The organism is Microbacterium croceum, assembly GCF_023091245.1.
Taxonomy (GTDB): domain Bacteria; phylum Actinomycetota; class Actinomycetes; order Actinomycetales; family Microbacteriaceae; genus Microbacterium; species Microbacterium croceum.
This window is the reverse complement of the sequence record NZ_JAHWXN010000001.1, coordinates 591,630-617,799: the sequence shown is the minus strand read 5'-3', so window position 1 is coordinate 617,799 and position 26,170 is coordinate 591,630. Positions and strand designations below refer to the sequence as shown.

24 protein-coding genes and 1 tRNA gene are annotated in these 26,170 nt (G+C 68.1%); 16 read left to right on the top strand and 9 right to left on the bottom strand.

Annotation, left to right across the window (positions count from 1 at the left end; all coding sequences use genetic code 11):
• From KZC51_RS02870 to KZC51_RS02860, 3 genes are all read left to right on the top strand, one after another.
• Window positions 1-645: an ABC transporter ATP-binding protein gene (locus tag KZC51_RS02870; protein WP_247630574.1), complete on the top strand. Its 645-nt coding sequence runs from the start codon at window positions 1-3 to the stop codon at window positions 643-645.
• Window positions 642-1,742, top strand: coding sequence for an ABC transporter permease (locus tag KZC51_RS02865; protein ID WP_247628507.1), 1,101 nt, complete (start codon window positions 642-644; stop codon window positions 1,740-1,742). Before KZC51_RS02870 ends, KZC51_RS02865 begins: the two co-directional genes overlap by 4 nt.
• A gap of 63 nt (window positions 1,743-1,805) precedes the next feature.
• Window positions 1,806-2,126 (top strand): low molecular weight protein tyrosine phosphatase family protein, encoded by a 321-nt coding sequence (locus KZC51_RS02860; protein WP_247628506.1) that lies wholly within the window; start codon window positions 1,806-1,808, stop codon window positions 2,124-2,126.
• A gap of 40 nt (window positions 2,127-2,166) precedes the next feature.
• Here the strand turns inward: KZC51_RS02860 and KZC51_RS02855 are convergent, their stop codons facing one another.
• Window positions 2,167-2,472: a hypothetical protein gene (locus tag KZC51_RS02855; RefSeq protein ID WP_247628505.1), complete on the bottom strand. Its 306-nt coding sequence runs from the start codon at window positions 2,470-2,472 to the stop codon at window positions 2,167-2,169.
• 174 nt (window positions 2,473-2,646) lie between these two features.
• A tRNA-Leu gene (locus KZC51_RS02850) sits at window positions 2,647-2,729 on the bottom strand.
• Between the two features lie 190 nt (window positions 2,730-2,919).
• On the opposite strand from KZC51_RS02850, the gene KZC51_RS02845 reads away from it, so the two are divergent.
• Genes KZC51_RS02845 through pknB form a run of 7 tightly spaced genes read left to right on the top strand, consistent with a single transcriptional unit; the run spans window position 2,920 to window position 11,801 of the window.
• A complete protein-coding gene (locus KZC51_RS02845) occupies window positions 2,920-3,636 on the top strand; it encodes an FHA domain-containing protein (RefSeq protein ID WP_247628504.1) in 717 nt (238 codons plus the stop codon).
• Window positions 3,633-4,157, top strand: a complete 525-nt coding sequence (locus KZC51_RS02840) for an FHA domain-containing protein FhaB/FipA (RefSeq protein ID WP_247628503.1) — start codon at window positions 3,633-3,635, stop codon at window positions 4,155-4,157. Before KZC51_RS02845 ends, KZC51_RS02840 begins: the two co-directional genes overlap by 4 nt.
• Before the next feature lie 7 nt (window positions 4,158-4,164).
• A complete protein-coding gene (locus KZC51_RS02835; RefSeq protein WP_247628502.1) occupies window positions 4,165-5,472 on the top strand; it encodes a PP2C family protein-serine/threonine phosphatase in 1,308 nt (435 codons plus the stop codon).
• Window positions 5,469-6,854, top strand: a complete 1,386-nt coding sequence (locus KZC51_RS02830; RefSeq protein ID WP_247628501.1) for an FtsW/RodA/SpoVE family cell cycle protein — start codon at window positions 5,469-5,471, stop codon at window positions 6,852-6,854. The genes KZC51_RS02835 and KZC51_RS02830 overlap by 4 nt, the downstream gene beginning before the upstream one ends.
• Window positions 6,851-8,305: a peptidoglycan D,D-transpeptidase FtsI family protein gene (locus KZC51_RS02825; RefSeq protein WP_247628500.1), complete on the top strand. Its 1,455-nt coding sequence runs from the start codon at window positions 6,851-6,853 to the stop codon at window positions 8,303-8,305. Before KZC51_RS02830 ends, KZC51_RS02825 begins: the two co-directional genes overlap by 4 nt.
• On the top strand, window positions 8,302-10,068 hold the full coding sequence (locus KZC51_RS02820) for a protein kinase domain-containing protein (RefSeq protein WP_247628499.1): 1,767 nt from the start codon (window positions 8,302-8,304) through the stop codon (window positions 10,066-10,068). The genes KZC51_RS02825 and KZC51_RS02820 overlap by 4 nt, the downstream gene beginning before the upstream one ends.
• A gap of 41 nt (window positions 10,069-10,109) precedes the next feature.
• Window positions 10,110-11,801 carry a Stk1 family PASTA domain-containing Ser/Thr kinase gene (pknB, locus tag KZC51_RS02815; RefSeq protein ID WP_308194282.1) on the top strand — a complete coding sequence of 564 codons (1,692 nt, stop codon included), beginning with the start codon at window positions 10,110-10,112 and terminating at the stop codon, window positions 11,799-11,801.
• A 3-nt stretch (window positions 11,802-11,804) separates the two neighbouring features.
• Here pknB and KZC51_RS02810 read toward each other — a convergent pair whose 3' ends face one another.
• From KZC51_RS02810 to KZC51_RS02800, 3 genes are read right to left on the bottom strand one after another with little or no spacing between them, the layout of a single operon-like run.
• Window positions 11,805-12,437 (bottom strand): anthranilate synthase component II, encoded by a 633-nt coding sequence (locus KZC51_RS02810; protein WP_247628498.1) that lies wholly within the window; start codon window positions 12,435-12,437, stop codon window positions 11,805-11,807.
• On the bottom strand, window positions 12,434-12,589 hold the full coding sequence (locus KZC51_RS02805) for a DUF5313 domain-containing protein (protein WP_247628497.1): 156 nt from the start codon (window positions 12,587-12,589) through the stop codon (window positions 12,434-12,436). The genes KZC51_RS02810 and KZC51_RS02805 overlap by 4 nt, the downstream gene beginning before the upstream one ends.
• Before the next feature lie 29 nt (window positions 12,590-12,618).
• On the bottom strand, window positions 12,619-13,413 hold the full coding sequence (locus KZC51_RS02800; RefSeq protein ID WP_247628496.1) for a class E sortase: 795 nt from the start codon (window positions 13,411-13,413) through the stop codon (window positions 12,619-12,621).
• Window positions 13,414-13,505: 92 nt separating this feature from the next.
• Between KZC51_RS02800 and KZC51_RS02795 the strand changes: the two genes are divergently transcribed.
• Window positions 13,506-13,745, top strand: a complete 240-nt coding sequence (locus KZC51_RS02795) for a cell division protein CrgA (protein ID WP_029264180.1) — start codon at window positions 13,506-13,508, stop codon at window positions 13,743-13,745.
• A gap of 173 nt (window positions 13,746-13,918) precedes the next feature.
• Here the strand turns inward: KZC51_RS02795 and KZC51_RS02790 are convergent, their stop codons facing one another.
• Window positions 13,919-14,806 carry a rhomboid family intramembrane serine protease gene (locus KZC51_RS02790; protein ID WP_247628495.1) on the bottom strand — a complete coding sequence of 296 codons (888 nt, stop codon included), beginning with the start codon at window positions 14,804-14,806 and terminating at the stop codon, window positions 13,919-13,921.
• 21 nt (window positions 14,807-14,827) lie between these two features.
• The gene (locus KZC51_RS02785; RefSeq protein WP_247628494.1) at window positions 14,828-15,385 is read right to left on the bottom strand and encodes a peptidylprolyl isomerase; all 558 of its coding nucleotides are present in this window, start codon (window positions 15,383-15,385) and stop codon (window positions 14,828-14,830) included.
• A 171-nt stretch (window positions 15,386-15,556) separates the two neighbouring features.
• Here KZC51_RS02785 and KZC51_RS02780 point away from each other — a divergent pair, with 171 nt between their 5' ends.
• Window positions 15,557-16,057: a DNA helicase gene (locus KZC51_RS02780; protein WP_247628493.1), complete on the top strand. Its 501-nt coding sequence runs from the start codon at window positions 15,557-15,559 to the stop codon at window positions 16,055-16,057.
• The gene (locus KZC51_RS02775; protein WP_372491746.1) at window positions 16,054-16,575 is read left to right on the top strand and encodes an aminoacyl-tRNA deacylase; all 522 of its coding nucleotides are present in this window, start codon (window positions 16,054-16,056) and stop codon (window positions 16,573-16,575) included. The genes KZC51_RS02780 and KZC51_RS02775 overlap by 4 nt, the downstream gene beginning before the upstream one ends.
• Before the next feature lie 4 nt (window positions 16,576-16,579).
• Here the strand turns inward: KZC51_RS02775 and KZC51_RS02770 are convergent, their stop codons facing one another.
• Window positions 16,580-17,002, bottom strand: a complete 423-nt coding sequence (locus KZC51_RS02770; protein WP_247628492.1) for an NUDIX hydrolase — start codon at window positions 17,000-17,002, stop codon at window positions 16,580-16,582.
• A 147-nt stretch (window positions 17,003-17,149) separates the two neighbouring features.
• Here KZC51_RS02770 and KZC51_RS02765 point away from each other — a divergent pair, with 147 nt between their 5' ends.
• Window positions 17,150-17,599 carry a DUF1801 domain-containing protein gene (locus tag KZC51_RS02765; RefSeq protein ID WP_247628491.1) on the top strand — a complete coding sequence of 150 codons (450 nt, stop codon included), beginning with the start codon at window positions 17,150-17,152 and terminating at the stop codon, window positions 17,597-17,599.
• A 62-nt stretch (window positions 17,600-17,661) separates the two neighbouring features.
• Window positions 17,662-18,777, top strand: a complete 1,116-nt coding sequence (locus KZC51_RS02760; protein ID WP_247628490.1) for a M24 family metallopeptidase — start codon at window positions 17,662-17,664, stop codon at window positions 18,775-18,777.
• A 139-nt stretch (window positions 18,778-18,916) separates the two neighbouring features.
• Here the strand turns inward: KZC51_RS02760 and KZC51_RS02755 are convergent, their stop codons facing one another.
• Entirely contained in the window at window positions 18,917-24,943 is a 6,027-nt protein-coding gene (locus KZC51_RS02755; protein WP_247628489.1) for a GH92 family glycosyl hydrolase, read from the bottom strand.
• Between the two features lie 191 nt (window positions 24,944-25,134).
• On the opposite strand from KZC51_RS02755, the gene KZC51_RS02750 reads away from it, so the two are divergent.
• Entirely contained in the window at window positions 25,135-26,163 is a 1,029-nt protein-coding gene (locus KZC51_RS02750) for a LacI family DNA-binding transcriptional regulator (RefSeq protein WP_247628488.1), read from the top strand.
• The last annotated feature ends 7 nt before the right edge of the window (window positions 26,164-26,170 follow it).

Here is a 26,170-nt window from a genome sequence, read left to right as displayed (position 1 = left end):
ATGCACCCTCTCGTCGCTCGCGAGATCACCTTCGAGTACGGACGAAGCGATCGGACGGTGCTCGACAGCTGGTCGGCAGACTTCCCGGCCGGCTCCATGACGGGCATCACCGGACCTTCCGGCACGGGGAAGTCCACGCTGCTGTATCTCCTCGGCCTGATGCTGAAGCCCACCACCGGTCAGGTCTCTGTCGACGGCGTGCCCGTGACACACCTCCATGACGCAGGTCGAGCACGGCTGCGCGCGGACACTTTCGGCTTCGTGTTCCAGGACGCCGCGTTGGATGCGACGCGCACCGTGCTCGACAACGTGACCGAGGTCGCGCTGTACCGCGGACAGAAGCGCGCCGACCTGGCCGGCAGAGCGCGCGAACTGCTCGAGCGCTTCGGTGTCGATGTGCCGGCGCATCGCAAGCCCGGTCAGGTGTCTGGTGGGCAGGCGCAACGCATCGCACTCTGCAGAGCGCTCCTCAGCGAGCCGTCGATCATCCTCGCCGACGAGCCGACGGGCAACCTCGACCCGGCCACGAGCCGGATGGTCGTCCACGCGCTGCGCGACCGTGCCGCAGCGGGCGCGACCGTCATCGTCGTGACTCACGATCCCGCCGTGGCAGAGGCGTGCGATCTCGAGATGAGACTGGGATGAAGACGGCATCCCGTGGCATCGCCATCGCGCGAGAAGCGATGTCGACAGCGGCCTCCCAGCCGGTTGCGTCCATCGTCACGATTCTGATGGTCGCCGGCATGGTGCTCACCGTCATGCTGACGACGGGACGGACCGTGGGCGCGGAACAGCGCGTGATCGCCTCCATCGACTCCGCCGGCACCCGGTCCATCGTGGTTCGCGCCGAGCCGGGAGCAGGCGTCACCTCCGACGTCCTCGATCGAATCTCGGGCATCTCGGGCATCGAGTGGGCCGGCGCGTTCTCCTCCGCGATCGATGCCACGAACGCTGCGATTCCCGGTGGCACGCGCGTACCCGTCAGGTACGCGTACGGGAGCCGGCTCGACTACCTGGGCGTTCCTGCCGCCGACGCGCCGACGGCGTACGGCTCACCACTCGCGTTGGAGCAGCTCGGACTCGTCGACGGAGCCGGCGGCATCAGTCTCACGACAGGAGCGTCGTACCCTGTCGCAGGGCGGATCACGACGCCCGATTTCCTCGCCGGTTTCGAACCACTCGTCCTGGTCTCACAGCCAGGGGCAGCAGGAGACGAACCGGTGAGTGCACTCGTCGTCATCGCTGAGGAACCCGACCTCGTGGCGCCCGTGTCCACCGCTGTCCTCTCCGTTCTCGCCGCGGACGATACGACGAAGGTCAGCGTGCAGACGTCCGAAGAACTCGCGGAGCTGAGAAGCCTGATCCAAGGCCAGCTGGGCTCCTTCTCCCGAGGACTCGTCATCGTGATGGTGGCAGTCACAGGGGCTCTTGTGGCGATACTCCTCTACGCGCTCGTGATGATGCGACGGAAGGACTTCGGTCGCCGTCGCGCACTGGGCGCCACCCGTGGGCTCATCATGTCCCTGCTGCTCACACAGACCGCGGGGCTCGCCTTTATCGGCGTGGTGATCGGAGCGACGACGGCGAGCGCTGTGCTCGCCGTCGGCGGCGACCCGCTGCCAGGGGCCGAGTTCACCATCGCCGTGTGCGTGCTCGCGATGGGAACGGCCACGTCCGCTGCGTTGCTCCCCGCCATCGTCGCGGCGAGACGAGAACCCATCCGCGAGCTTCGCGTGCCGTGAGTGATCGCTCGTCAGCCTCGGCGCCGGGGATTCAACAGCACTCGAACCCCCTAACCTGTGGGGATGAACGTGCTCTTCGTGTGCAGCCGGAACCGGTTGCGCAGCCCCACGGCCGAGAACGTCTTCCGCGACTGGCCGGGCGTCCAGGTCGCCTCCGCCGGCCTCGCACCTGACGCCGACGAGATCCTCACCGCCGAGGACCTCGACTGGGCCGACGTGGTCATCGCGATGGAGAAGAAGCACAAGGCGGAGATCAGCCGACGGTTCATGCCACAGCTGCGCGATACCCGTGTCGTGGCCCTCGGCATCCGCGACGACTACGGCTTCATGGACCCGGAACTCATCGAGATCCTCCGCGCGAAGGTTCCCCCACACCTTCGGTGACGCTGATGCCTGTCGCCCTCGCGGCCGTGCACGGGGATGATCAGGAGCTTGGCTTCCACGAGGGTTCCTGCAGCTCACGCCACCACGCCCGTTCCGTGAACGGATAGCCGAGCGCTCGAAGTTCAGCCGCGAGCAGCCGAAACTCCCGGTCGAGTTCCTCACGATCCTGCTTGTGTCGGAACAGTGCGACTTCGTAGTCCCATGCGGCATCGAAGCGCTCGCCCCATTCGGTCAGACGCGCGACCAGCCCGGCCGGTAGCACGTCGCGGATGTCGGGCTCATCGTCATCACCGTACTGCTCAAGCGGGAACGCGTGATCCCAACTGAAGACCATCGTCTCGAACATGCCCTGAACCTAGCACCGGCTCGTCGTCCGCGACTGGCCGGGCATCCAGGTCGCCTCCGCCGCTGATCGCCGCCGTCAAGGCCGGCCTCGTAGAGCTGTGAGAGGACGGGCCACGGACGTGTCCGGAAACGGCGAAGGGCCCGATCCCACCGGACCGGGCCCTTCATCTCGCTGTGCGCGAGGGGGGACTTGAACCCCCACGTCCATAAGGACACTGGCACCTGAAGCCAGCGCGTCTACCATTCCGCCACTCGCGCGAGCGTCTCGCTCCGAAGAACTCAACTTTGCGAGGATATCACGCGTCTGGAGCGCGGAGAAATCAGCGCAGCATCGCGCAGTTCTGGGCCGTGGACGCGCCCGGATTTCGCCCCACAGCGCCGCTGCGGGGCGCACTTCCAGGTCACCTGGCTACGATGTCCCTACCAGTTGGCATGCCAGAGGAGCCCAGTGGGACTACTTGACAGCTTTGAGAAGGGTCTCGAGCGCGCCGTGAACGGCGCCTTCGCGAAGACCTTCCGCAGCGGCATCCAGCCGGTGGAGATCGCTTCGGCACTCCGGCGGGAAGCCGACACGAAGGCCGCGGTCGTGAGCCGCGATCGCATCATCGCGCCCAACAGCTATGTCGTGCGTCTCAGCCCCGACGACGCGGACCGCATGCGCGGCCTCGGCGGCGCGCTGACCGACGAGCTGCACGCTCTGCTCACCGCGCACGCGAAGGCGCAGGGGTACAGCTTCGCCGGCCCGCTCGCCATCACGCTCGAAGCGGATGACAAGGTCGCCACCGGCACCGTGCGCGTCAGCTCCGGCACCGTCGAAGGCCGCGTCAGCTGGCAGGCGGTGGTCGATGTCGACGGGCGTCGCCACTCGATCACCCGCGCCCGTACGGTCATCGGGCGAGGGACGGATGCCGACATCACGATCGCGGATGCCGGCTCCAGTCGCAAGCACGCCGAGATCCTGTGGGACGGCGAGCGCGCCATGATGCGCGACCTCGGCTCCACCAACGGCACCAAGGTCAACGGGCAGAAGCTCCGCGAAGCAGCCCTCCCCAGCGACACCACGATCACGATCGGCCGCACCGACTTGGTGTTCAAGATCGTCCCTGTCGCATCCCCTTCCCGTCCGACGGATGACTCCACCCGGGCGTTCGGAGCCCTGTCATGAGTGAACTCGTCCTGCTCCTGCTGCGCATCGGCTTCCTGATCGTGCTGTGGTTCTTCGTCTTCGGCGTCATCTACTCCCTGCGCGCCGACCTGTTCGGGGTGAAGGTGCGCAAGCTTCCCGTCGAGGCGACGGCGGGTGGCGTTCCTGCCGCGGGTGCGACCCCGGCCCCCGCGCAGGCCCCGCGGCCGGCGTCCGCGAAGCCCTCGACCGGTCCGGCGACGATCGCGACGGCGAAGCGGCTGGTCATCACGTCCGGGCCCAAGGCAGGGCTGGAGCTTCCTCTCGGCGCCGACTCCCTCACGATCGGCCGCTCCAGCGAGTCGGCTCTCGTGATCCGCGACGACTACACCTCCAGTCACCACGCGCGACTCATGCTGCGCGGCGACAGCTGGGCGATCCAGGACCTCGACTCCACCAACGGCACCTTCGTCGCCGGTCAGCGGGTCTCGGGCTCCCCCGTCACCCTCTCGCTCGGCACGCCCATCAAGGTGGGCGCCACGACCTTCGAGCTGCGAGCCTGACCCCGGCATGGTCTTCGAAGGCTCGAGCGCTGCGATCTCCCATACCGGGAAGGTCCGCTCCAACAACCAGGACTCCGGATACTCGGGAGCGAACCTGTTCGCCGTCGCCGACGGCATGGGCGGCCACGCCGGCGGTGACGTCGCGTCGAGCATCGCGATCCAGCACCTCGAGCCGCTCGACCAGGGCTACGCCTCGACCGAGGATGCGCAGGCATCGCTGCAGGCCGCCGTCACCATGGCCGCGGGCGACCTCATCCGCGCCGCCAAGGAGCGCCCCGAGCTCGCCGGCCTCGGCACCACGGTCAGCGCGATCATCATGGTCGACGACTACGCCGTCATCGGCCACATCGGCGACTCGCGCATCTACCTGTACCGCGACGATGCTCTGACGCAGATCACGACCGACCATACGTTCGTGCAGCGCCTGGTCGACTCCGGTCGCATCACCCCCGAGGAGGCGCGCTACCACCCGCGCCGTTCCGTGCTCATGCGCGTGCTCAGCGACATGGACTCCGACCCGGAGCTCGATCTGTTCGTGATGCACACGCAGCCCGGCGACCGTTGGCTGCTGTGCTCCGACGGCCTCTCCGGCGTGGTCGACGAGACGCGCGTGCTCAAGGCCATGCGCCTGGGGATGGCTCCCGGCCGCACGGCAGACAACCTGCTCAAGCAGGCCCTCGACGGCGGAGCGCCCGACAACGTCACGATCGTGCTGGTGGACGTGGGCGGACACCACCCGCTCTCCTCCGGCACCCCGACGATCGTCGGTGCTGCGTCGAACCCGCCCGGCGTGCTGGTGCCCTCCGCCCGCCCCGCCCGTTCGAACTGGCTGCACCCGGTGCGCCAGGCGGCGAACGAGCCGAGCCACTTCGAACCCGCGGCCGAGTATCTCGAGGAGCTCATCGAAGAGGACCGTCGACGTGCGAAGCGCCGCCGCCTCGGCTGGATCGCCGGTGTGCTCGTGGTGATCGCCATGCTCGGCTTCGCGGCCTTCGCCGCCTACAGCTGGACGCAGACGCGCTACTTCATCGGCGCCGACGACGACAGCGTCGTGATCTTCCAGGGCGTGCAGCAGAACATCGGGCCGATCACCCTCTCCACACCGGTGCAGGACACCGACATCCTGCTCGCGAACCTGCCCGAGTACCAGCGCGCCTCGGTGGAGCGCACGATCTCGGCGCGCTCGCTGTCGGATGCGATGGCCATCGTCGATCGGCTGCGCGCAGGGGCCGACGCGAACGCGCTGCCGACCCCCACCCTCACGCCGACGCCCCTGCCGATGCCGACCGAGACACCTGCCGGAGGTGACGGATGAGTACCGATGTCTCCGCCGACACCAGCGTCATCAAGGCCCTCAAGCGCATCCGCCTGCCCCAGACGCAGCGCAATCGTGAGTTCTGGCTGCTGCTGTTCGCCTGCGCCATCGCCGGTGCCTCGCTGACGCTGGTGCAGCTCGGCGCCCTCGGCGTCATCGACCCTGTCGTGCTCGGCATCGGCGGCGGCCTGGCGGTGCTGGCATTCGCGCTGCATTTCGTGCTGCGGGCCGTGGCCTCCGACGCAGACCCGTTCGTGCTGCCGATCGCGACGCTGCTCACCGGCCTCGGCATCGCGATGATCTACCGCATCGACATCGCGTTCAAGAACACCGGATGGGATGCGTACTCCACGAAGCAGCTGGCGTGGACGGCGATCTCGCTCGCCGGCGCCATCGCGGTCGTGATCGCGCTCCGCAACTACCGCATCCTCTTCCGCTACACCTACATCTTCGGCCTCGCCGGCATCCTGCTGCTGCTCCTGCCCTTCGTGCCGGGGCTGCGCATCCCCGATGCGAACGCCGCGGTGTGGGTGTCGCTCGGCGGCGTCTTCGCGTTCCAGCCCGGCGAGCTCGCCAAGATCTGTCTCGCGATCTTCTTCGCCGGCTACCTCGTGCGCACCCGCGAGAGTCTGACCTCGGTCGGCACGCGCTTCCTCGGCATGACCTGGCCGCGCATGCGCGAGCTCGGCCCGGTGCTGGTGGTCTGGGCCATCTCGCTCGGCATCATCGTGCTGCAGCGCGACCTCGGCACCGGAACCCTCATCTTCGGCATGTTCGTCGCGATGCTCTACGTGGCAACGGGTAAGACGAGCTGGGTCGTGATCGGTCTGACCCTGGTGGTCGCCGGCGTCGCCGTCGCGACGCAGATCCTCAGCTATGTGCGCGGACGTTTCATCAACTGGCTGTTCCTGTTCGACCCGAACCAGGTCGACCCGGATGGCGCGGGCTATCAGCCGATGCAGGGCCTGTTCGGCCTGGCTCGGGGCGGCCTGATCGGCACCGGATGGGGTCAGGGGCGCCCCGAGGTCACACCCCTCGCGCACAGCGACTACATCATCACCAGCCTCGGCGAGGAACTCGGCCTGATCGGGCTCTTCGCGATCCTGTGCCTCTACATGGTCTTCGTCAGCCGCGGTGTGCGCATCGGTCTCGCCGGTCAGGACGACTTCGGCAAGCTGCTCGCGACGGGACTCTCGTTCACGATCGCGCTGCAGGTGTTCATCATGGTCGGCGGCGTCACCCGGGTCATCCCGTTGACCGGCCTGACCACGCCGTTCCTCGCCGCAGGAGGTTCCTCGCTCGTGGCCAACTGGATCATCGTGGCGCTGCTCCTACGCATCTCCGACGGCGTCCGCCGCCAGCCCCGGGTGGTGATCGGATGACCCGTGAACTCCGCCGCCTCAGCATCGTGATGCTGTTCATGTTCATCGCCTTGTTCGCCGCGACCAGCTGGATCCAGGTCGTCGAAGCCGACACCCTGGCACAGGACCCGAACAACAAGCGCACGCGACTGGACAGCTACGAGATCCAGCGTGGATCGATCATCGTCGACGGCACCGCCATCGCGACGTCGGTGCCGAGCGATGACCAGTACCAGTTCCAGCGCGTCTACGCGGATGCCACGATGTGGGAGCCGGTCACCGGCTACTTCAACGCAGCTCTCGACTCCCGCACCGGGATCGAGCAGGCCATGAACACCGACCTGTCCGGTACCGGTTCCAACGCCTTCTTCGCCGAGATCGAGCGCATCATCTCGGGGCAGCCGCAGCGCGGTTTCAGCGTCGAGCTCTCGCTCGACACCGCGGCGCAGCGCGCGGCCTACGAGGCGCTCGACGGCCTGACCGGGGCTGTGGTCGCGATCGAGCCGAAGACCGGACGCGTGCTCGCCCTGGTCTCCACGCCCGGTTTCGACACGAACCTGCTCGCGACCCACGATGCGGATGCGGCGAACTCCGCCTACGCGCAGCTCGCCGCCGACCCGTCCAAGCCGCTCTCGAACCGCGCCATCGCCGGGGACCTCAACCCGCCGGGGTCGACGTTCAAGATCGTCGTGGCCGCTGCCGCGTTCGAGAGCGGCGACTGGACCCCCCAGTCGACGCTCCCGAACCCTGCCTCCTACACGCTCCCCGGGTCGTCGAACAAGGTGTCCAACGCCTGGGGCAGCGCCTGTGGCCCCGGAGCCACGGTGACGATCGCCGAGGCCATCCGCCTCAGCTGCAACATCCCGATGGCCGAGCTCGCCGTGGAACTCGGCGACGACGCGATCCGCGAGATGGCCGAGAAGCTCGGTTTCAACAAGAGCTTCGATATTCCGCTCACCTCGACGCCCTCCAGCTACCCGCGCGCACTCGATGATGCGCAGACGGCGTTGACCGGTTTCGGACAGGGCCAGGTCACCGCGACTCCTCTGCAGATCGCGATGGTCGCCGCGGGAATCGCCAACGACGGGGTCGTCATGAACCCGCACATGGTCGACGCGGTGATCGGAGACGACCTCTCGGTCATCCGGGCGTTCGACAACAGTGAGTTCGGCCGCGCGATGGAAGCGGATACGGCCGACGAGGTCACTGACGCCATGGTCGCGAGCGTCTCTACGGGCGCGGCGCAGGGTGCAAGAATAGACGGGGTCAACGTGGCGGGTAAAACCGGTACAGCCGAGAACGGAAACAAGCCGCATACGTTGTGGTTCACGGGGTTCGCCCCCGCGGACGACCCGGCGGTCGCAGTAGCAGTCGTCGTCGAAGACGGCGGCGGTCAGGGACAATCAGGGTCGGGCGACACGATCGCCGCTCCGATTGCGAAGAAGGTCATAGAGGCGGTGCTGGGCAGATGAGGCCGACGCAGGGTGTGTCGTTCGGTGGTCGCTACGAGTTGCTGTCGCGAATCGCGATCGGCGGCATGGGCGAGGTGTGGGAGGCGACGGATCACGTCATCGGACGTACCGTCGCGATCAAGATCCTCAAGGACGAATACATGGGGGACCCCGGGTTCCTCGAGCGTTTCCGTGCGGAGGCACGTCACGCCGCTCTCGTGAACCACGAGGGCATCGCCAGCGTCTTCGATTACGGCGAGGAGAACGGCAGCGCGTACCTCGTCATGGAGCTCGTGCCCGGCGAAGCCCTGTCGACCGTGCTCGAGCGCGACGGCGCACTCAGCGCCGACAAGACGCTCGACATCGTGGCCCAGACGGCATCCGCACTGCAGGCGGCGCACGCCGCCGGTCTCGTGCACCGGGACATCAAGCCGGGAAACCTGCTGATCACACCGGACGGCCGGGTCAAGATCACGGACTTCGGCATCGCCCGCATCGCCGACCAGGTGCCGCTGACGGCGACCGGACAGGTCATGGGAACCGTGCAGTACCTGTCGCCGGAGCAGGCATCGGGTCACCCGGCTTCGCCCGCAACCGACACGTACTCGCTCGGCATCGTGGCCTACGAATGCCTGGCGGGCAAGCGTCCGTTCACGGGCGAATCGCAGGTCGCGATCGCGATGGCGCAGATCAACGAGCAGCCACCGCCGCTTCCGCCGACGGTGCCGATCCCGGTGCAGAACCTCGTGATGGCGATGATCGCCAAGAAGCCGAGCGACCGTCCGTCGTCATCCGCCACCGTGGCGCGCGCCGCGCAGGCGCTGCGTCGCGGTGATCTGAACTCCGCGGCCATCGCCGTGCCCGCGATCGCCACCGGGGGACTCGCTGCGGACGACGACGCCACGCGCCTCCTCACCGCCACCGGCGACGACGGCACCACACGCATCCTTCCGACGACCGCCCAGCTGCCCACGGGCGCCGACGCGGCGGAAGAGACCGAGAACAAGAAGAAGAAGCGCAGCCCGTGGACCTGGCCGCTCGTCGCCCTGATCGCGCTGCTCGTCATCGTGCTCGGCGGCACCGTCTTCGCCCTGATGAACCAGGGCGGCGGTGACGACAAGCCCTCGGACCCGCCGACGACCACGCAGACCACGCCGCCGCCGACGCCATCCGACACTCCGGAGCCCGAGCCGACCCGAGTCGACGTGAGCGCCCTCAACCTGCAGGGCATGGACTGCGCGACCGCGACCAGCACTCTCAAGGACAACGGCTTCACCAGCGAGATCACCTGCGTGAACGGCGACCCGGCACCCACCGATGCCGAGGTCGGCCGCGTGTACAACGTGGAGCCCTCCGGCAACGTCGACGTCACGCGCGCGATCGCGCTGACCGTGTACGGCGCCCGCACCGCGCTGCCGGTGCCGAGCGACACCCCGATCATGACCGGTGACCCCGTTGCCGGCAGCACGGTGACGATCTCCTGGGGAACCGGATTCACCTGCCCGAGCGGCACGACGCTCTCGGGGTACGTGGTCTCGCTCACCAACGGCACCTTCGCCGGCGGGGGGCCGAACTTCCCGGCCAGCCAGCGCAACGCGCAGGTCGTGATCGGCGATGCTGTGGGCAAGCAGCTGATCGCCACCTACCAGGGTCTCTGCTCCGGCGGCGACCAGCGCACGTCGAACGCCTCTCCGCCCCTGTCGGTCACCATCACCGCCCCGGCGGTCGATCCCGGTGAAGGTGACGGCGGCAACGGCAACGGCAACGGCAACGGCAACGGGTAGCCTTATTCCAGCTCAACATCAGTTTCGCCAGGGGGTAGTACGTGTCCACAGAGCCACGCGTTCTCGCGGGTAGGTACCGCGTCGGCGAGCTCATCGGGCGCGGGGGGATGGCCAAGGTCTACCGCGGCCAGGATCTGACGCTCGGTCGCGAGGTCGCGATCAAGATCCTCGACCCCGAACTCGCCAAGGACACCGCGTTCCGCACGCGTTTCCGTCTCGAGGCCCAGGCTGCATCGCGGATGTCGCATCCGTCGATCGTGCGCGTGTACGACGCCGGCGATCCCTCGAACACCGACAGCTCCTCGGACGAGCCTCCTTATATCGTGATGGAACTCATCAGCGGCACGCTGCTGAAGGACATCATCGCGGCAGGACCGGTGCCGGTGGAGGATGCTGTCCGCTACACCGACGGCATCCTCGAGGCGCTCGACTACTCGCACCGGGCAGGTGTCGTGCACCGCGACATCAAGCCGGGCAACGTCATGGTCACCGAGAAGGGCCAGGTCAAGGTCATGGACTTCGGCATCGCTCGCGCGGTGTCCGACTCGTCGTCGACCGTGGCCGAGACCACGCAGATCATCGGCACTGCCGCCTACTTCTCGCCGGAGCAGGCGAAGGGCGAGCCGGTCGATGCACGCGCCGACCTGTACTCGACCGGCGTCGTGCTCTACGAACTGCTCACCGGACGACAGCCGTTCCGCGGCGAGTCGCCGGTCGCCGTCGCCTATCAGCACGTGAGCGAGACGCCGGTCCCTCCGACCGAGGTCAACGAAGACGCCCCTGGCGCCCTCGACCCGGTGGTGCTGCGCGCACTCGCGAAGGATCCGTACCAGCGTTACCCGGATGCCGCGCATTTCCGCGCCGCGCTCGACAATGCGGTCAGCGGCCACGCGCCGAGCCGCAAAGAGCTGGGGGCGCTCACCAGCGAGCTGTACGGCCCGAGCCCGCGCCAGGCGCAGGAGACCGCGCGCTCCCTGCGACAGCTCAGCACCGATACGACCATGGCCCGCACGCAGTCGGGGCCGCCCGTGGCGTGGATCTGGGCGGGCGTCGCTCTTCTCGCCGTACTCCTCGCCTCCGTGCTGTTCTGGGTCTGGACCATCAGCATGCGTCCTCCCGAGGTGCCCACCACGTCCCGCGTGGTCCCGAATCTGGTGAACGTCTCGTCCGAACGGGCACAGTCCGACCTGTCGGATCTGGATCTCACGACGAAACTGGTGGTCGAGACGAGTACCGACATCACCGAGGGCAACGTGATCCGCACCGATCCCGAGGCCGGAGAGACGGTCAGCGAGGGCGACACGGTCACCCTCTATGTGTCGTCCGGCGTCGAGACGTCGACCGTGCCCCAGCTGGAGGGCATGTCGCTCGCGAACGCGAAGAAGGCCCTGACCGCGGCCGGACTCGAACTGGGCACGGTGATCCAACGCAATGACAAGTCGATCGCGGCGGACACCGTGATCTCCGCGAGCGAGAAGGAAGATGCCGAGGTCGCCCCGGGCACCGTCATCAACCTGGTCGTCGCCAGCGGAAAGGTCACTCTCACCGACCTCGCGGGGTGGACGCTCGCTGCGGCGACCACGAACCTCGAATCGCTCGGACTCACCCCGACCCCCGTCGAATCACCGGACTGCCCCGCGACCGACCCGCCCACCGTCATGTCGATGTCGGCGGCCCCTGGCGACGTGCCGATCGGATCAGCTGTCGAACTGCGGTACTGCACCGGCGAGTAGGACTCAGCGCGACAGCGGGTGCAGCGCCTCCGCACGCTCGACGGCAGAGGTATCGCCGAGGGAGTCGAGCCAGTTGGCGAGCAGCCGATAGCCGCCCTCGGTGAGGACGCTCTCGGGGTGGAACTGCACACTGTGGACGGGCAGGTCCACATGCGAGATCCCCATGACCGTGCCACTCTCGGTGCGCGCCGTCACTCTCAGCTCCGCCGGCAGGTCCGCCTCGGCGAGGGCGAGCGAGTGGTAGCGACCGACATCGAAGGGAGACGGCAGCCCGGCGAACAGCAACGAGCCGTCGTGATGCACCGGTGAGGCCATCCCGTGCATGAGCTCGGACGCCTCGGTCACGCGCGCTCCGAAGGCCGCACCGATCACCTGGTGCCCCAAGCAGACGCCGAGCAACGGCAGCCGCGTGCGTGCGGCGATCCGTACCGCCTCGAGCGAGACCCCGGCGTCAGCCGGAGAACCAGGGCCAGGCGAGAGCATCAGGGCGTCGAAGGCAGGCAGCAGCTGCGAGAGTCCGGCGGAGTCGACGGCATCCGATTCGATCATCGTGGCCTCGGCACCGAGCTGCCGCAGGTAGCCGACCAGAGTGTGCACGAAGCTGTCGTGGTTGTCGACCACGAGCACCCGGATCATTCGAGGTCGATCTCACCAGGGGACACGATCGGGCTCACCCAGGGGAACACATAGTAGAAGAGGGCGTAGAGCACGGCGGAGACCACGATCAGCACGATCAGCAGCCGCACCCACCAGGGGCCGGGCAGCAGGCGCCAGAGTCCGGCATACATCAGTCTTCTCCCTCGTCGCTTTCCACAACCTATACCGACGGTGCGGCCGGGGGTGGCGGCGGGTCGGTCAGTGCCTTGGGCGGACCCTCGGCCCGGGGCTGGAAGCTCTCGAAGACCCCGTAGGCGACGATGCGCTCGGCGAGCGAGTACAGCGGCGAGCATGCGGTGAGGGTGATGTAGCGCTCCCCCGTCTGCACCTCGGGCATCTGCGGCACGTCGGCGAGCACGTCGGTCTGGGTGGGCTTGACGTACTCCAGCGTGCGGAAGCGGTAGGTGAACCAGCCGTCGCGTGTCTCGACCACGATCGCATCGTTCAGCTGCAGCTTGTCGAGCTGGTTGAACGGCTTGCCCCACGTGGTGCGGTGACCTGCCATCGCGAAGTTGCCGACCTCGCCGGGCATCTTCGAGTTCGTGTAGACGCCGATGCCGAGGTCGTCGAGGGTGCGCGCACGGCTGGTGCCACCGTAGATGCCCACGTTGTAGTCCGCGCCGAACCGCGGGATGTGCATCTGCGCGAGCCACTCCGTGTCGGCCGGGGCGGCGGGGATGACCGGCTCGTAGGTCGTCGTGCCGTCGTCGGCCGCGACCAGTGGAGGAAGCTCGGGTGCCTCTGCCTGAGCGAGCTGCGCGGAGACCGCGGCGCCTTCCTCGTTCTTCTGAGCACTGATGATGATGTCGCCGATCCACATCTGCCAGGAGACGAACAGCAGCACGAGCACACCGGCGGTGAGCAGGAGCTCCCCGAGGACGCTCGCGAATGTCGCCCGAGACCGCGGTCGGGAGCGATGCGAACGTCGCCCCCCAGGCGCGACGGATGCAGTCATGGGCGCGATCTTATCGCCCCGGGCTGAACGGAAGCCGAGGGCGGGAGCAACCGACATCGATTCGAGACAGCACTCTTGGGTACAATGACGGAATGGCACGAGAGCGCAAGAGTGAAGAGCCCGTCGTCGAGCGCGCCGAGGGCGAGGCGGCTCCGAACGCCGTCTGGTTCAAGCCGGTGATGATCGGCTTCATGCTGCTGGGGTTGGCGTGGATCCTCGTGTTCTACATCTCGGGGATGCAGTTCCCGATCCCGGGACTCGACAACTGGAACCTGGCGATCGGCCTGGGCATCGCCCTGATCGGCTTCCTGATGACCACCCGCTGGCGCTGATCCGCCACCCGCACCTCCCGAAGGGCCCCTCGCACAGCGAGGGGCCCTTCGTTTTTGCCCCTCCCCAGGACCCCACAGGCCCTCAACAAGTTATCCACAGTTCTCTCCACAGCCTGGGGAGAATTACACCGGTGTTATTCACAGGGGTTAACAACCCTGTTAACAACTCGGGATCAGGACAGAAGAAGCAGTGGGGGAACGAGGAACACGACCACGAGCAGCGCGACGGCGGTGGCGGCAAGCAGCACGATCTGCCAGATCCGCTGTTCGCGGCGCTTGGTCCTGGTGAAGATGAAGGCCACCAGGGCGCCGACGATCGCTCCGCCGAGGTGCGCCTGCCAGGAGATGCCGCCGGCGAAGAAACCGAAGGCGAAGTTGATGCCGAGGATCACGAGGATCCCGGTGACGTTCGCACCGATATGGCGGCCGATGATCAGCAGCGCTGCCATCAGACCGAAGATGGCTCCGGATGCTCCCACCGTGGGAGAGCCGGGAGCGATGAGCGCAACCATGACGGAGCCGCCCAGGCCGCTGATCAGATACAGCGCGAGGTAGCGGGCACGGCCGAGCATCGGCTCGAGGCTCTGACCCAGCATCCACAGCGCCAGCATGTTCAGCGCCAGGTGCACGAAACTTCCGTGCACGAACAGAGCAGTGAGCAGCCGCCAGGGCTCGAAGGGAACCGCGAAGAGGTTCGGATAGAGGTATGGCGCGTAGAACCAGAGCGCCTCTTTGATCGGGCCATCCATGCCCGGGATCAACTGCACCAGCCCGATGAACGAGGTGATCGCGAGCAGTGCGTACGTGACGACCGGCGCGCCACTGCGCACCGCGGTGACGGATCCACCGCCGCCCCAGCGACGCTCGGCGCGCTTCTGCGCGGGGGTGCGGTTCTTGCGCTGCTCCTTCATGCACTCGGGGCAGATGACCCCGACCGGTGCCGGCGTCTGGCACTCCGGGCAGATGGTGCGCAGGCAGCGCTGGCAGAGCACGAAGCTCTGCCGATCCGGATGCCGGTAGCAGAAGTTGTCGCGATTGCTCGTGAACTCAGGCGTCGACATCCGGATCGGCCGAAGCTGTCGTCAGGCCGCGACGATGTCGATCGAGTGCAGCACGACCGGCTTGATGGGGCGGTCACCCGGGCCGGTGGCGACGGCACCGATCGCGTCGACGACGGCCTTGGAGGCGTCATCGGCGACCTCGCCGAAGATCGTGTGCTTGCCCTGGAGCCACGGGGTCGGGTCGGTGGTGATGAAGAACTGCGACCCGTTGGTGCCCTCGGGCTTGCCCGTGATGGCGTTGCGGCGGAGGCCGGCGTTGGCCATCGCGAGGATGTAGGGAGCGTTGAAGTTCAGCTCGTTGTTGATCTCGTCGTCGAAGTTGTAGCCGGGACCGCCGACGCCCTGTCCAAGCGGGTCGCCGCCCTGGATCATGAAGTTCGGGATGATGCGGTGGAAGACCACGTCCTTGTAGAGGGGACCCTCGCCGGGCTTGCCGGTGGCGGGGTGCGTCCACTCCTGGGTGCCGTCGGCGAGGCCGACGAAGTTCTTGACCGTCTTCGGGGCGTGGTCACCGAAGAGGTTGATGACGATGTCACCGTGGTTGGTGTGCAGGGTTGCGACATGAGAGGCGTGAGGCATGCCCTCATTCTCGCAGAGCTTCCCATGTGTTGGCTTTGTTGCCGCTCCCGAACGGGGACGAGAAGGTACCGCGTACCCTGCGACTTGGCAAGGGGAGGTGTTTTCCCGCCTCGCATCCAGCCTCTTCTGGCAAGATGGGGAACCCGCACCTCCAATCGACAGGAGAACATCGTGAGCCTCAGCCGCAAGCGGAAGAAGGAACTGCGCCGACTGCAGAACGACGCGACCCAGCTCTGGGAGTCGCAGCAGGTTCTGGTCGGACACGCCGCCGATGTTGCCCGCGAGGCGAGCCGCCAGCTCGGCAGCCTCGGTCGCGAGCAGGTGCTGCCCGTGGTCCAGGACACCTACAACCGCCGGGTCGCCCCGGTGGTGGACCGTGGTGTGAAGATCGGCAAGCACGTCGTCGACGACAAGGTCGTCCCGATCGTCGGCGGTGTCGTCGGCAGCGCACTGACCGCGTGGGACGTCGCGAACGCCAAGCGCCTCGGCATCGAGAAGCAGGTGCGCAAGGCCGCCAAGCCCCAGAAGAGCGGACCCGGCCTCGGCTCGGTCGTCGCGATCATCCTGGGTGTCGCAGCCGCCGCCGGCGTGCTGTACGCGGCATGGCAGGCACTTCGTGCCGACGACGAGCTCTGGGTCGCCGATGACCCGCTGTCCGCTCCCGACGCGTGACCGCCTCTGATCCCGCCTCCGCACCTTCGGGTGACGGGGGCGATCAGCACGCCCGGGTTCGCGACGCTGCGGCGGCACGCGGCCTGACGATCGACATCCGGGAGCGCCCCGCGGCGAACAGCCTGTTCGAGGCCGCCGAACTGCTCGGCATCCACCCGTCCGGCATCGTGAAGACCCTGGTCGTCAAGCGCGCGGATGACACCTACCTGTTCGCTCTCATCCCCGGTGGGCGCTCGATCTCGTGGCCGAAGCTGCGCGCCCTCGTCGGCGTGAACAAGCTGCGGCTGCCCGAACCTGAGCTCGCACTGGCCGCGACCGGGTACGAACGCGGCACGATCGTACCCATCGGCAGCACCACGGACTGGCCGATCTACGCAGACGAGTCGATCGTCGGACAGCGCATCGCCATGGGCGCGGGAGCTCACGGCTACAGCCTGTTCGTCGACGCGGACGATCTGATCGCCGCCTACGGCGCCACAGTCGCCGACATCTCCGTTCCGGAGGAGCGTCGGGACTGACCGATCAGTAGATCCCGGCCATCCGCATGGCGATGTCGACCAGCTTCACCCGCTGCAGATCGGCGACCGCCCGGCGTGAGAACCACTCGGCCATGTCGGTCGAGCCGTCGGTCTCGAACCGCAGTCTGCCGCCGGTCACCTGTGCGCGGTAGACGATGCGCAGGGTGTGCAACGGCTCCGCCGCCTTCTGCACGCGCTGTGTGGCCGGGATCACCCGGGAGTGCACGCCCAGCAGCTCTCCGACCTTGACGCTGTAGCCCGTCTCCTCGCGGAGCTCGCGACGCACTGCGTCCTCCGGCGGCTCGCCCGGTTCGAGCCCACCACCGGGCATCGTCCAGGCCACCCGGCGTCCTTCGGTCCAGCGCGCGAGCAGCAGCCGGCCGTCGTCGTCCGTGACGACCGCGTATGCCGCGACACGCAGGTCCATGCTTTTCACCCTAGCCCCGGATACCGGCCCTCGACGTCTGTGAGTCAGACCACAGCCCGTTCCGATCGATCACGAATCGAGAAGCACGGCGCGCGGCGGCATCCGTACTCTGAAGGCATCACAGATCGCATCGCGAAAGGAACGGCCGTGGCCGACAACGAGAAGAACTTCAGTGCCGAAGAGCGCGAGGCCATGCAGGCAGCGGCCAAGGAGGCCAAGGCCCGGCGGTCCCGCGCGAAGAAGACTCCCGAGGAGCAGCGTGCCGAGGGTGAAGCCGACCTCAAGGCCGCCGTCGACAAGCTCTCCGACGACAACGACAAGAAGCTCGCCACCGCGCTGCACGAGCTGGTGACAGAGGTCGCCCCCGACCTCGTGCCGCGCACCTATTACGGGATGCCTGCCTGGGGCAAGGACGGCAAGGTGCTCTGCTTCTTCCAGCCGGCCAGCAAGTTCAAAGTGCGCTACGGAACCTTCGGCTTCGAGCCCATCTCGAACCTCGACGACGGCACGATGTGGCCGACGGCGTACGCCCTGCTCGAGTTGACATCTGCGAACCGAAAGCTGCTCGCAGAGCGCATTCGTCTCGCGATCAGCTGACGATACCGGTCGGCACGAGAAGGGCGGAGACACCGGCGAGAGCGCGCAGTAGCGTGGACGCCGTGAGCACTCTGCCCTTCTCCTCAGCCGTGTACGCCGCCCGCCTCGACCGCGCCTCCGCCCTCGCCGCCGATGCCGGACTCGACGCGATCATCGTCGGTCCCGGCCCGGACCTGCAGTACCTGGTGGGCGTCGAAGGCGACACGATCGAGCGACTGACCGCGCTCGTGCTCGGACCAGGCCTCGCTCCGACTGTCGTGGTGCCGCGCATGGAGCTGGCGAAGGTGCGCTCGACCGCGGTCGGCGAACTCGGCCTGCGCCTCGCGGACTGGGTCGACGGCGAGAACGCCTACGACCTGGTCGCCGAGGCACTGGGCGCCGTGACGCGCGTCGGGGTCTCGGATGCGCTTCCGGCGCTGCATGTGATCCCGATCGGGCAGCGGCTGGGCGTCACGCTCGAACTCGCGACCCCCGTGCTGCGCGAGAGCCGCATGATTAAGGATGCCGCCGAGATCGCGGAGCTGCGCCGTGCCGGTGACGCCATCGACGCCGTGCACCGGCGCGTTCCGGAGTTGTTGCGGGCGGGCAGGACCGAGCGCGAGGTGGCCGCGGACATCGCCGAGGCGATCGTGGCCGAAGGACACCGCACGGTCGAGTTCGTGATCGTGGGCTCGGGTCCGAACGGCGCGGATCCGCATCACGAGGTCTCGGACCGGGTGATCCAGGACGGCGACGTCGTCGTGGTGGACATCGGGGGCGCGGTGCCCAGCGGCTACAACTCCGACAGCACGCGCACGTACGCCGTGGGGGAGCCCTCGACGGAGGCCGCCGAACGCATCGCGGTGCTCGTGCGCGCACAGCAGGCCGCGGTCGATGCCGCGCGCCCAGGAGCCACAGCCGCACAGGTCGATGCCGCCGCCCGTGACGTGCTCTCCGCCGCGGGACTGGGGGAGGCGTTCCTGCACCGCACCGGTCACGGCATCGGTGTCTCGGTGCACGAGGAGCCGTACATCGCCCCCGGCAACGATCTGGTGCTGCGCGAGGGCATGGCGTTCAGCATCGAGCCCGGCATCTATTTCGCCGGCGACTGGGGTGCACGCATCGAGGACATCGTCGTCGTGACCGCCGACGGGTGCGAGCGCCTGAACGTCGCGCCGCACAGGCTCACCGTCGTCTGATCTCACTCGCGTGAGGGGTCACGACGCGCCCTAGGCGGACGCCAGGGCGCGGCGTGTCTTGACCCCTCACGAGGGAGGAGACACGAGACCGCCCTCCCCGGGGATGGGGAGGGCGGTCTCGGGTCGGAGTCCCTGGGGGTCAGGACTCCACGCGGCGCCGTCGGAGGACGAGCACGCCACCGGCGGCCAGCAGGACCAGCAGCAGGCTGATGAGCGTCAGGGGGATCGCTCCGCCCGTCCCGGCCAGTCCGTCGCCGCCACCGGATGCCGCCGCGGTCACGCGCAGCGCACCCTCGGCGCTCAGACCGGAGTCAGCGCCTTGCGCGATGAGCGTGTGATCGCCCACCGGAGCGGATGCCGGCACGGTCACCTGCACCCGGAACGCTCCGGTGCCGTCCGCCGTGACCTCTCCGAGGCTGATCGGGTCGGAGTGCAGCGTCAAGGAGACGCTCTCGCCCGAGGCGAAGCCACGACCGATGACCTCGACGCTACCGCCCTGCACCACGCTCTTCGCCCCGATCACGATCTCGGCCTCCAGCACCGGAGTGCCGCGGACCTCGAGCGTGAGCGGTGCCGACTCGGAGCCGCGGTAGGCCTCCGGGTCGGACGGCACGAACCGTGCCACGAAGGTGTGCGTACCCGAGGTCGCGATCAGCACGTCGGCGGTCGCGGTACCCGCAGTGACGGTGGCCGAACCGACCACGGTGTCACCCTCGAAGAAGTCGACCTTGCCCGCCGCGTCGGCCGGGGTGACCGTCGCGGTGAGTGCGACCGATTCTCCGGCGACGGGATCGTCCGAGCCCGCGGCCAGGGCCACCGAGGTGCTCTCCGGGGCCGAGGTCTCGGCGGTGACCCGGAGTGACGTCCGGGCTTCGACGTTCGAGACGTCGCCCAGCGCCACCACGGGGTGATCGCCGTCCACCGCATACGCGGGCACCACGATGTCGCCGCGGATCGCGCCGTCGTCATCGGCCTTCACGACCACCGGCTCCTCGTCGTCGATGCGGATCGACACGTTCTCGCCGGGGGCGAAGCCGGTGCCGGTGATCTCGACCGCGTCGCCAGGGTGCGCCTCGTCGGGTGCCGCGATCTCCGGGGCGTACTCGGGTTCCGGCTCCTCGACCGCGATCTCGAGCGTCGCCTCCGCCGACTGCACACCGTCGTCCGCCGTGACGGTCACCGTGAAGGTACCCGCCGTGGCGTAGGTGTGGTCTGCGGCGACGGCGCCGTCTTCGACCTCGACCGCGGTGACGGGAGAACCGTCACCCCAGTTGACGATCGCGGTGCTGTCTCCGGCACCGCCGGTGACCGTGGCGAGCGTCGCGTCGAACGCCTCGCCGGCGATCTGACCCGATACGGTGCCGGCCTCGACGTTCAGCGGTGCGGCGGCCGAGCGGTCGCCGTCGGAGCCGATGGCGAAGATGTGCACGCGTCCGTCGTTCAACGAACCCGGCTCCTTCGGCATCGTCAGCGACTCGACGATCTTGGGCGCGCCCTTGTCATCGACATCGAGCGTGATCGGCGCGGTCGCGAAGATCGCCGTGTTCTTGGCTCCTCCCGATTCCGCCCCCGTTCCGGAGAGACGGCCCTCCGAGATCGTCAGCACGGTGTTCTGCTTGTACGGGTTGCCGGACGCTCCGACCCAGTCGCCCAGGCTGATCGTCACCGTCTGCGTGCTGCCGTCGGTGAAGTGCAGCACGGCCTGCGAATCGCGGTTGCTCTCGGTCGCCGTTCCGACGAAGGAGAGCTGCGTGGCACCGACGCCGAGCGACAGACGCACGGTCTGACCCTCGCCGGTGATGTTGTCGGGCGCACCCGCAGCCACCGCCGGGAGGTCGTACGTCAGCTCGGTGCCCGGGATCGTCAGGGTCTCGCCCTGCACGAACCCGTCCGCGGCGAGCTTGTCGCGGTAGTAGCCGTGACCCTGCGAATCGCAGTTGGCCGCGGTGACGCCCAGGTCGCCGATGCAGACGTTGTTGAAGGCACCGACCAGCGTCTCATCACGGTAGACCGTGACGGTCGCGGTGGTCTGGGCCACCGCGCCGCTCGAGTCGCGCACCGTGATGCCGGCCGAGTAGGTGCCGGGAGCCGTGAAGGTGTGCGGTGCGCTCACCTTCCAGCCGCCCAGGTCGTCGCGCACCAGCTTCACGTCGGTCACCTCGGTGTCGTCGCCGTAGTCGACCGTGACGGTGTAGCCGGAGGCCTCCGTCTCGGTGCCGACGATCGTCGCGAGCGAACCGGTGAACTCGGTGTCGACCTTCACCCGCTGCGGGGCGCCGGCAGAGATCTGGAGTCCGTCGGCATCCGACGCCGAGGCGAACAGCTCGACCTCCGACAGCGACAGCGCCTCGCTCTTCGACGTCAGCGTGAGCTTCACGCTCGTGAAGCCATCCGCGTTCTGAGCCGTGAACGGCCGGGTCTGGGTGTCCCAGGTGAACGTCTCGCCCTCGCGGCTGTCGATCTCGGTCCACGTCGTGCCGTCGACCGATCCCTCCAGCGTCCAGCTCGACGGGGCATCCGCCTTCGCGGCACTGGTCAGCGTGTACTGCCCGATCGAGACCGGTCCGGACTGCGAGGTCCACACCAGCTCGGTCGAGTCGCCCGCGAACGTGACCTTGGAGTTCATGTTGTCGTCGGCCAGCGAGCCGACGGGCGTTCCGTCGGTGGCCGTGAGCGTGCCGCGGCCGACCTTCGTGGCGTCGACCAGCGTGGTGGGAACCTCCAGCTTCTCGCCGAGGTCCTTGGCACCCCACGCGGACGGCTCAGCGCTCATCGTGAAGTCGAGAGTTCCTCCCTCGCGCACCAGGTCTCCGTCGAACGTGGTGGAGTCGATGGCCGTGCCGTTGACGCTGACCCCGGCGACGTAGTCCTTGCCCGTCGACGCTCCTGGAGCGTTGATGACCAGGTCCGTGTCACCGATCGAGAGCGTCGCGCTGTCGAACAGCGGCGTGCCGATGGTGTAATTCCCCGATCCCACCTCGAGCGGGTAGAAGCCGAGGGCCGAGAACACGTACCAGGCCGAGAACTCGCCGTTGTCCTCATCGCCCGGGTAGCCCTGGCCGATGTCGGAACCCACGAAGAGACGGTCCTGGATGTCGCGGATCAGCTCCTGCGCTCCGGAGGGGTCGCCCGCCTCGGCGAGCACGTAGGGGATGTGGTGCGCGATCTGGTTCGACATACCGAGCATGCCCAGGCGCACGTCGCGCGCCTCCCGAGCCTCGTGGATGCCGGAGTAGTCCGCCTTCTCGCGAGTGGTGAGGAAGTCGTGCATCACGTCAAGGAGCCCCTGGCGTCCGCCGTACAGCGCGGCGAGGCCGTCGACGTCGTGGGGCGCGTGGAACCCGAAGGTCCAGGCGCTGGCCTCGGTGAAGGCACCGCCCCAGGCCTTCTTGTCGAAGTCGGCGCCGGAGGTCCAGCTGCCGTCTGCGTTGCGCGAGGTGAACGTACCCGCTTCGGGGTTGTACATCTCGACGTAGTGCTCGGCACGTGCCTCGAAGTAGGTCGCCTCCTCCTTCAGCTGCGCGACGCGGTCGGACGGCGTCTTCGGGTCCTCCGAGAGGGCCTTCGCCATCTCGGCGATGCCGAAGTCATTGATGTAGCCCTCGAGCCCCCACGACGCGCTCTCATGGGTGCTCGCCTCGGTGTAGCCGAGGAAGATCGACTGACCGAGCCCCTTGCGACCGACGGCGTTGGATTCCGGCAGCACGGTGGCGTTCTTGACCGCGGCGTCATACGCCTCGAGTGCAGTGTCGGTGCTGAGCGCACCGGCGAGGTAGGCATCGGCGAACGCGACGTCGGAGCTCGTCCCGGTCATGAGATCGGCGTAGCCCGGAGAGGACCACCGCGCGACCCATCCGCCGTCGCGGTACTGCTGCACGAAACCGTCGACCAGTTCCTCGGTCACGTCGGGGTAGAGCAGCGAGTACAGCGGCCAGGCCGTGCGATACGTGTCCCAGAAGCCGTTGTTGACATAGATCTTGCCGTCGACGATCTTCGCGTTCGTCTGCGTGTCGGTCGCCGATCCACTGGTCGCGGAGACCGGGCTGGCGTACTTGTAGACCGGCTTGGTGGCCGTGCCCGTGTTCTCGAACTGCGAGTTGGGGTACAGATTCAGGCGGTACAGGCTCGAGTACAGCGTCACCAGCTGGGTGTCGCTCGCGCCCTTGACGTCATGCACGACGCCGAGCCGCTCGTTCCACGCATCGCGGACCGCCTTGTGAGCCCGGTCGAACGAGACGCCCTCGAGCTCGAAGCCGTGGTTGGCCTTCGCCTGGTCCTGCGAGATGAACGACGACGACAGACGCAGCTCGACCGTGCGGTCGGTGGTGGTGTCGAACGCCGCGTAGCGTGCGGTGCCGTTGCGGTCGCCACGGGTGGTCGCACCGGATGCCGTGGGCTCGCGGTCGAACGTGCCGTAGACGAACATGCGCGTGCGACCCGGGTAGCCGGATCCGCCGTCGACCCATCCGCTCACGGTGTCACCCGAGATGGTGAGCTTCGAGCTGTTCACGAGCTGGTCGATCAGCACGGAGCTGGCGTCGCCGGTGAACTCGAAGCGGTAGATCGCGCCGTGGTCGGTCGCGGTGACCTCGGTGTTGATGCCGTTGTCGAACTCGACGCCGTAGATGTCGGGCCGTGCCGTCTCGTTCTCGTGGTGGAACGTGAGCTTGCGGTCGTTCAGCGACGACGTGGGGTTGGCGTTCGCGGCGGGCAGCACGGCGATCTGGTTGCGGTCGCCCATCCAGATGCTGGGCTGGTGCGAGAAGCCGATGCCGTTCAGAGCCGGCAGGTTCTGCGCGTTGTTGGCGCGCTGGTACTGGTAGATCGTTCCGACGTTGTCGGCGTTGGTCATCGGGGTGATGAAGTTGAAGCCGTTCGGCCACGCGGTCGCCGGCAGGTTGTTGCCGCGCGAGAATCCGCCGGTCGAGTTCGTGCCACGACGGGTGTCGACGTACGAGACGAGTCCGTCGGTGGTGTCGAGCTCCTCCGCTGCACCGATCGCGACGTCATCCAGCCATCCGCTGAAGGCGGTGTCGCCGGTGGGCACCTCGACGCCCGTGACGTCGGTGCCGGGGTGGTCGTACGTGAAGAGGATGTCGTCGACCGTGCGTCCGGCGAACTGGCCGAGATCGACCGTCACCTTGTTCCACTGGTTCGGCCACAGCACATTGGCCTGACCCTGCTGCCGCGCGTTCGCGCCGTAACCGTAGGAGTCGACGGCACCACTGGTGGAGAGCGACGTGCCGTCGTCGAAGGTCAGGTCGACCGCGACGAACGTGGCGGCGTAGGTCTGCTCGCCGTCGAGCACCGGGAAGACGAGGTACGACAGCTCGCTGTCATCCGCGACCGCGAGATCGACGTCGTCGTACAGGACGCTGGTCGACGAGGCGGGGCCGGCGGCGAGGTGGCGTCCGGTGTACTGCAGCGCCTTCGTGCCGGTGAAGCCGACACCGGTCTTGGCCGTGTCGGAGCTGGTGGGGCCGTTGCCGATCTGCAGCTTGAGGTCGGCGGGCTCTGGCGTCGCGCCATCGACGGCGATCGGCTCCCACCCGGCCAACTGCACGATGTTCTTACTGGGAGTCTTGGTGGCGAGCACGTCGAGGCGGTAATACGTGTACGCCTCGCTCGGTGTCGCGAGGGTGAAGGTGCGGGTCTCGCCGCGGCCGCTGAACAGCTCGCCGCTGCGCTCGTCGACGGTCACCCAGTCGGTGCCGTTGTTCGAGCCCTGCACCCGGAAGTCCTTCGGGTCGCGGTCGGGCTCATCGTTGCCGGAGGTGAGCGTGTAGCGCACCATGGGCTGGGGCTGCGCGAGCTGGTACTGCACCCACGCCTTGTTCGTGAAGGCGAGCCACTTCGAGGAGGCGTTGCCGTCGGCGACGAAGGCCGCGCCTTCGTTCGGGGTGTTCTGGGCGGATGCCGTGACGGCGGTGACGCCGCCGAGCACGCTGCCGGGGGCGAACTGACTGCCGGTGACGTTGATCGCGTTGCCGGTGCCGGTCAGCGCGGGCGCCGCATCAGCCGACTCGAACGATGACGCGAACGTCGAACCTGCCGCGGCGGACGCCTGGACCGGCGTCAGCATGGCCAGGCTCACCGTCACCGCGATGCCGGCTGCCGCCCATGATCGGCGGGCGGGTCGTGCATTCCTCGGGCTGGGGACCCTCATGGTTGCTCCTCAAACTCCACTGCTGTGTGTCGTCCGTCTGCCGCGGGTCTCCCGATGAGACCGCGTGACGATATGACATCGCTGTCATATGATGAGGACGCTACCACAGCGTTCGTCGTGCAGGGAAGGTGCATCTCGCAGCGACCGACCGCGATAATGAGCTATCCGCCCCCGGCGGGCGAGGGGGACGCATGACACGCACAGACGACGAGGCGACGCCGCGGCCGACGCTCGCGCAGGTCGCCGCCCGCGCGGGCGTCAGTTTGAAGACGGCATCCCGAGCCCTCGGCGGCGAGTCGTACGTGAGCGCGAAGACGCTCGCCAGCGTGCTGGCCGCCGCCGCCGAGCTCGACTATCAGCGCAACGCCGCCGCGAGCCTGCTGGCCAGCGGACGCCTCGCCGAGTCGATCGGACTGATCACCGGAGACTTCACCAACCCGTTCTACTCCGCGCTCGCACAGGCCATCGAAGACGAGATCCGTCCCCGCGGCATGCACCTCTCGGTCGCGAACTCCCGAGAGTCCGCCGAGCAGGAGCAGCGCGTCGCCCACGACCTCGCCGACCGCCAGACCAAGGCCGTGATCACGGTCTCCGCCATGACCGACCACTCCGACTACGCGCAACTGCAGGCCCGCGGCATCCCCGTGGTCTTCGTCGACCGTCCGGCCGAGAACCTCGACGCGGACTCGGTCGTCTTCGACAACCGCGAGGGGGGACGCCTGGCCGCCCGGCACCTGATCGACGCCGGCCACCACCGCATCGCCTTCATCGGCGACTACGCCTGGCTGCCCACGTATCGCCAGCGCCTCGCCGGCATGGGCGACGTGCTCGACGGTCACAGCTCGGGGTGGCGAGAGCTGCTGCGCACCGACGCGCACGACGTGCCATCGTCGCGGGAGTGCATGCGTGACCTGCTCGCGCTGGAGACCCCGCCGACCGCGGTGGTCGCGGGGAACAACCGCATCCTCCTCGGTGTGATGGAGGAGATCGCCGAGCACCCCGAGGCCTCACCCGCAGTGATCGGCTTCGACGAGCCGGAGTGGGCGCAGGTACTCGGCATCAGCGTCGTCACCGGCGACGTCGAGGCACTGGGCCGTCAGGCCGCTCGCCTCGCTGTCGCCCGCCTGAGCGATCGCACGCGCGCGTACGAGAGCGTCGTGATCCCGATGCAGCTCATCCCCCGACGCTCGACGGCCACGCACCCCGGTTCGACGATCTGATCCCGTC

What these genes read in the sequence shown, in the direction of transcription:
- KZC51_RS02855 (WP_247628505.1), bottom strand. Translation starts at nt 2,472, where the DNA reads ATGTTCGAGACGATGGTCTTCAGTTGGGATCACGCGTTCCCGCTTGAG.
- KZC51_RS02860 (WP_247628506.1), top strand. Translation starts at nt 1,806, where the DNA reads ATGAACGTGCTCTTCGTGTGCAGCCGGAACCGGTTGCGCAGCCCCACG.
- KZC51_RS02865 (WP_247628507.1), top strand. Translation starts at nt 642, where the DNA reads ATGAAGACGGCATCCCGTGGCATCGCCATCGCGCGAGAAGCGATGTCG.
- KZC51_RS02750 (WP_247628488.1), top strand. Translation starts at nt 25,135, where the DNA reads ATGACACGCACAGACGACGAGGCGACGCCGCGGCCGACGCTCGCGCAG.
- KZC51_RS02785 (WP_247628494.1), bottom strand. Translation starts at nt 15,385, where the DNA reads ATGCCTCACGCCTCTCATGTCGCAACCCTGCACACCAACCACGGTGAC.
- KZC51_RS02790 (WP_247628495.1), bottom strand. Translation starts at nt 14,806, where the DNA reads ATGTCGACGCCTGAGTTCACGAGCAATCGCGACAACTTCTGCTACCGG.
- KZC51_RS02755 (WP_247628489.1), bottom strand. Translation starts at nt 24,943, where the DNA reads ATGAGGGTCCCCAGCCCGAGGAATGCACGACCCGCCCGCCGATCATGG.
- KZC51_RS02870 (WP_247630574.1), top strand. Translation starts at nt 1, where the DNA reads ATGCACCCTCTCGTCGCTCGCGAGATCACCTTCGAGTACGGACGAAGC.
- KZC51_RS02830 (WP_247628501.1), top strand. Translation starts at nt 5,469, where the DNA reads ATGAGTACCGATGTCTCCGCCGACACCAGCGTCATCAAGGCCCTCAAG.
- KZC51_RS02770 (WP_247628492.1), bottom strand. Translation starts at nt 17,002, where the DNA reads ATGGACCTGCGTGTCGCGGCATACGCGGTCGTCACGGACGACGACGGC.
- KZC51_RS02800 (WP_247628496.1), bottom strand. Translation starts at nt 13,413, where the DNA reads ATGACTGCATCCGTCGCGCCTGGGGGGCGACGTTCGCATCGCTCCCGA.
- KZC51_RS02825 (WP_247628500.1), top strand. Translation starts at nt 6,851, where the DNA reads ATGACCCGTGAACTCCGCCGCCTCAGCATCGTGATGCTGTTCATGTTC.
- KZC51_RS02835 (WP_247628502.1), top strand. Translation starts at nt 4,165, where the DNA reads ATGGTCTTCGAAGGCTCGAGCGCTGCGATCTCCCATACCGGGAAGGTC.
- KZC51_RS02805 (WP_247628497.1), bottom strand. Translation starts at nt 12,589, where the DNA reads ATGTATGCCGGACTCTGGCGCCTGCTGCCCGGCCCCTGGTGGGTGCGG.
- KZC51_RS02820 (WP_247628499.1), top strand. Translation starts at nt 8,302, where the DNA reads ATGAGGCCGACGCAGGGTGTGTCGTTCGGTGGTCGCTACGAGTTGCTG.
- KZC51_RS02840 (WP_247628503.1), top strand. Translation starts at nt 3,633, where the DNA reads ATGAGTGAACTCGTCCTGCTCCTGCTGCGCATCGGCTTCCTGATCGTG.
- KZC51_RS02795 (WP_029264180.1), top strand. Translation starts at nt 13,506, where the DNA reads ATGGCACGAGAGCGCAAGAGTGAAGAGCCCGTCGTCGAGCGCGCCGAG.
- KZC51_RS02810 (WP_247628498.1), bottom strand. Translation starts at nt 12,437, where the DNA reads ATGATCCGGGTGCTCGTGGTCGACAACCACGACAGCTTCGTGCACACT.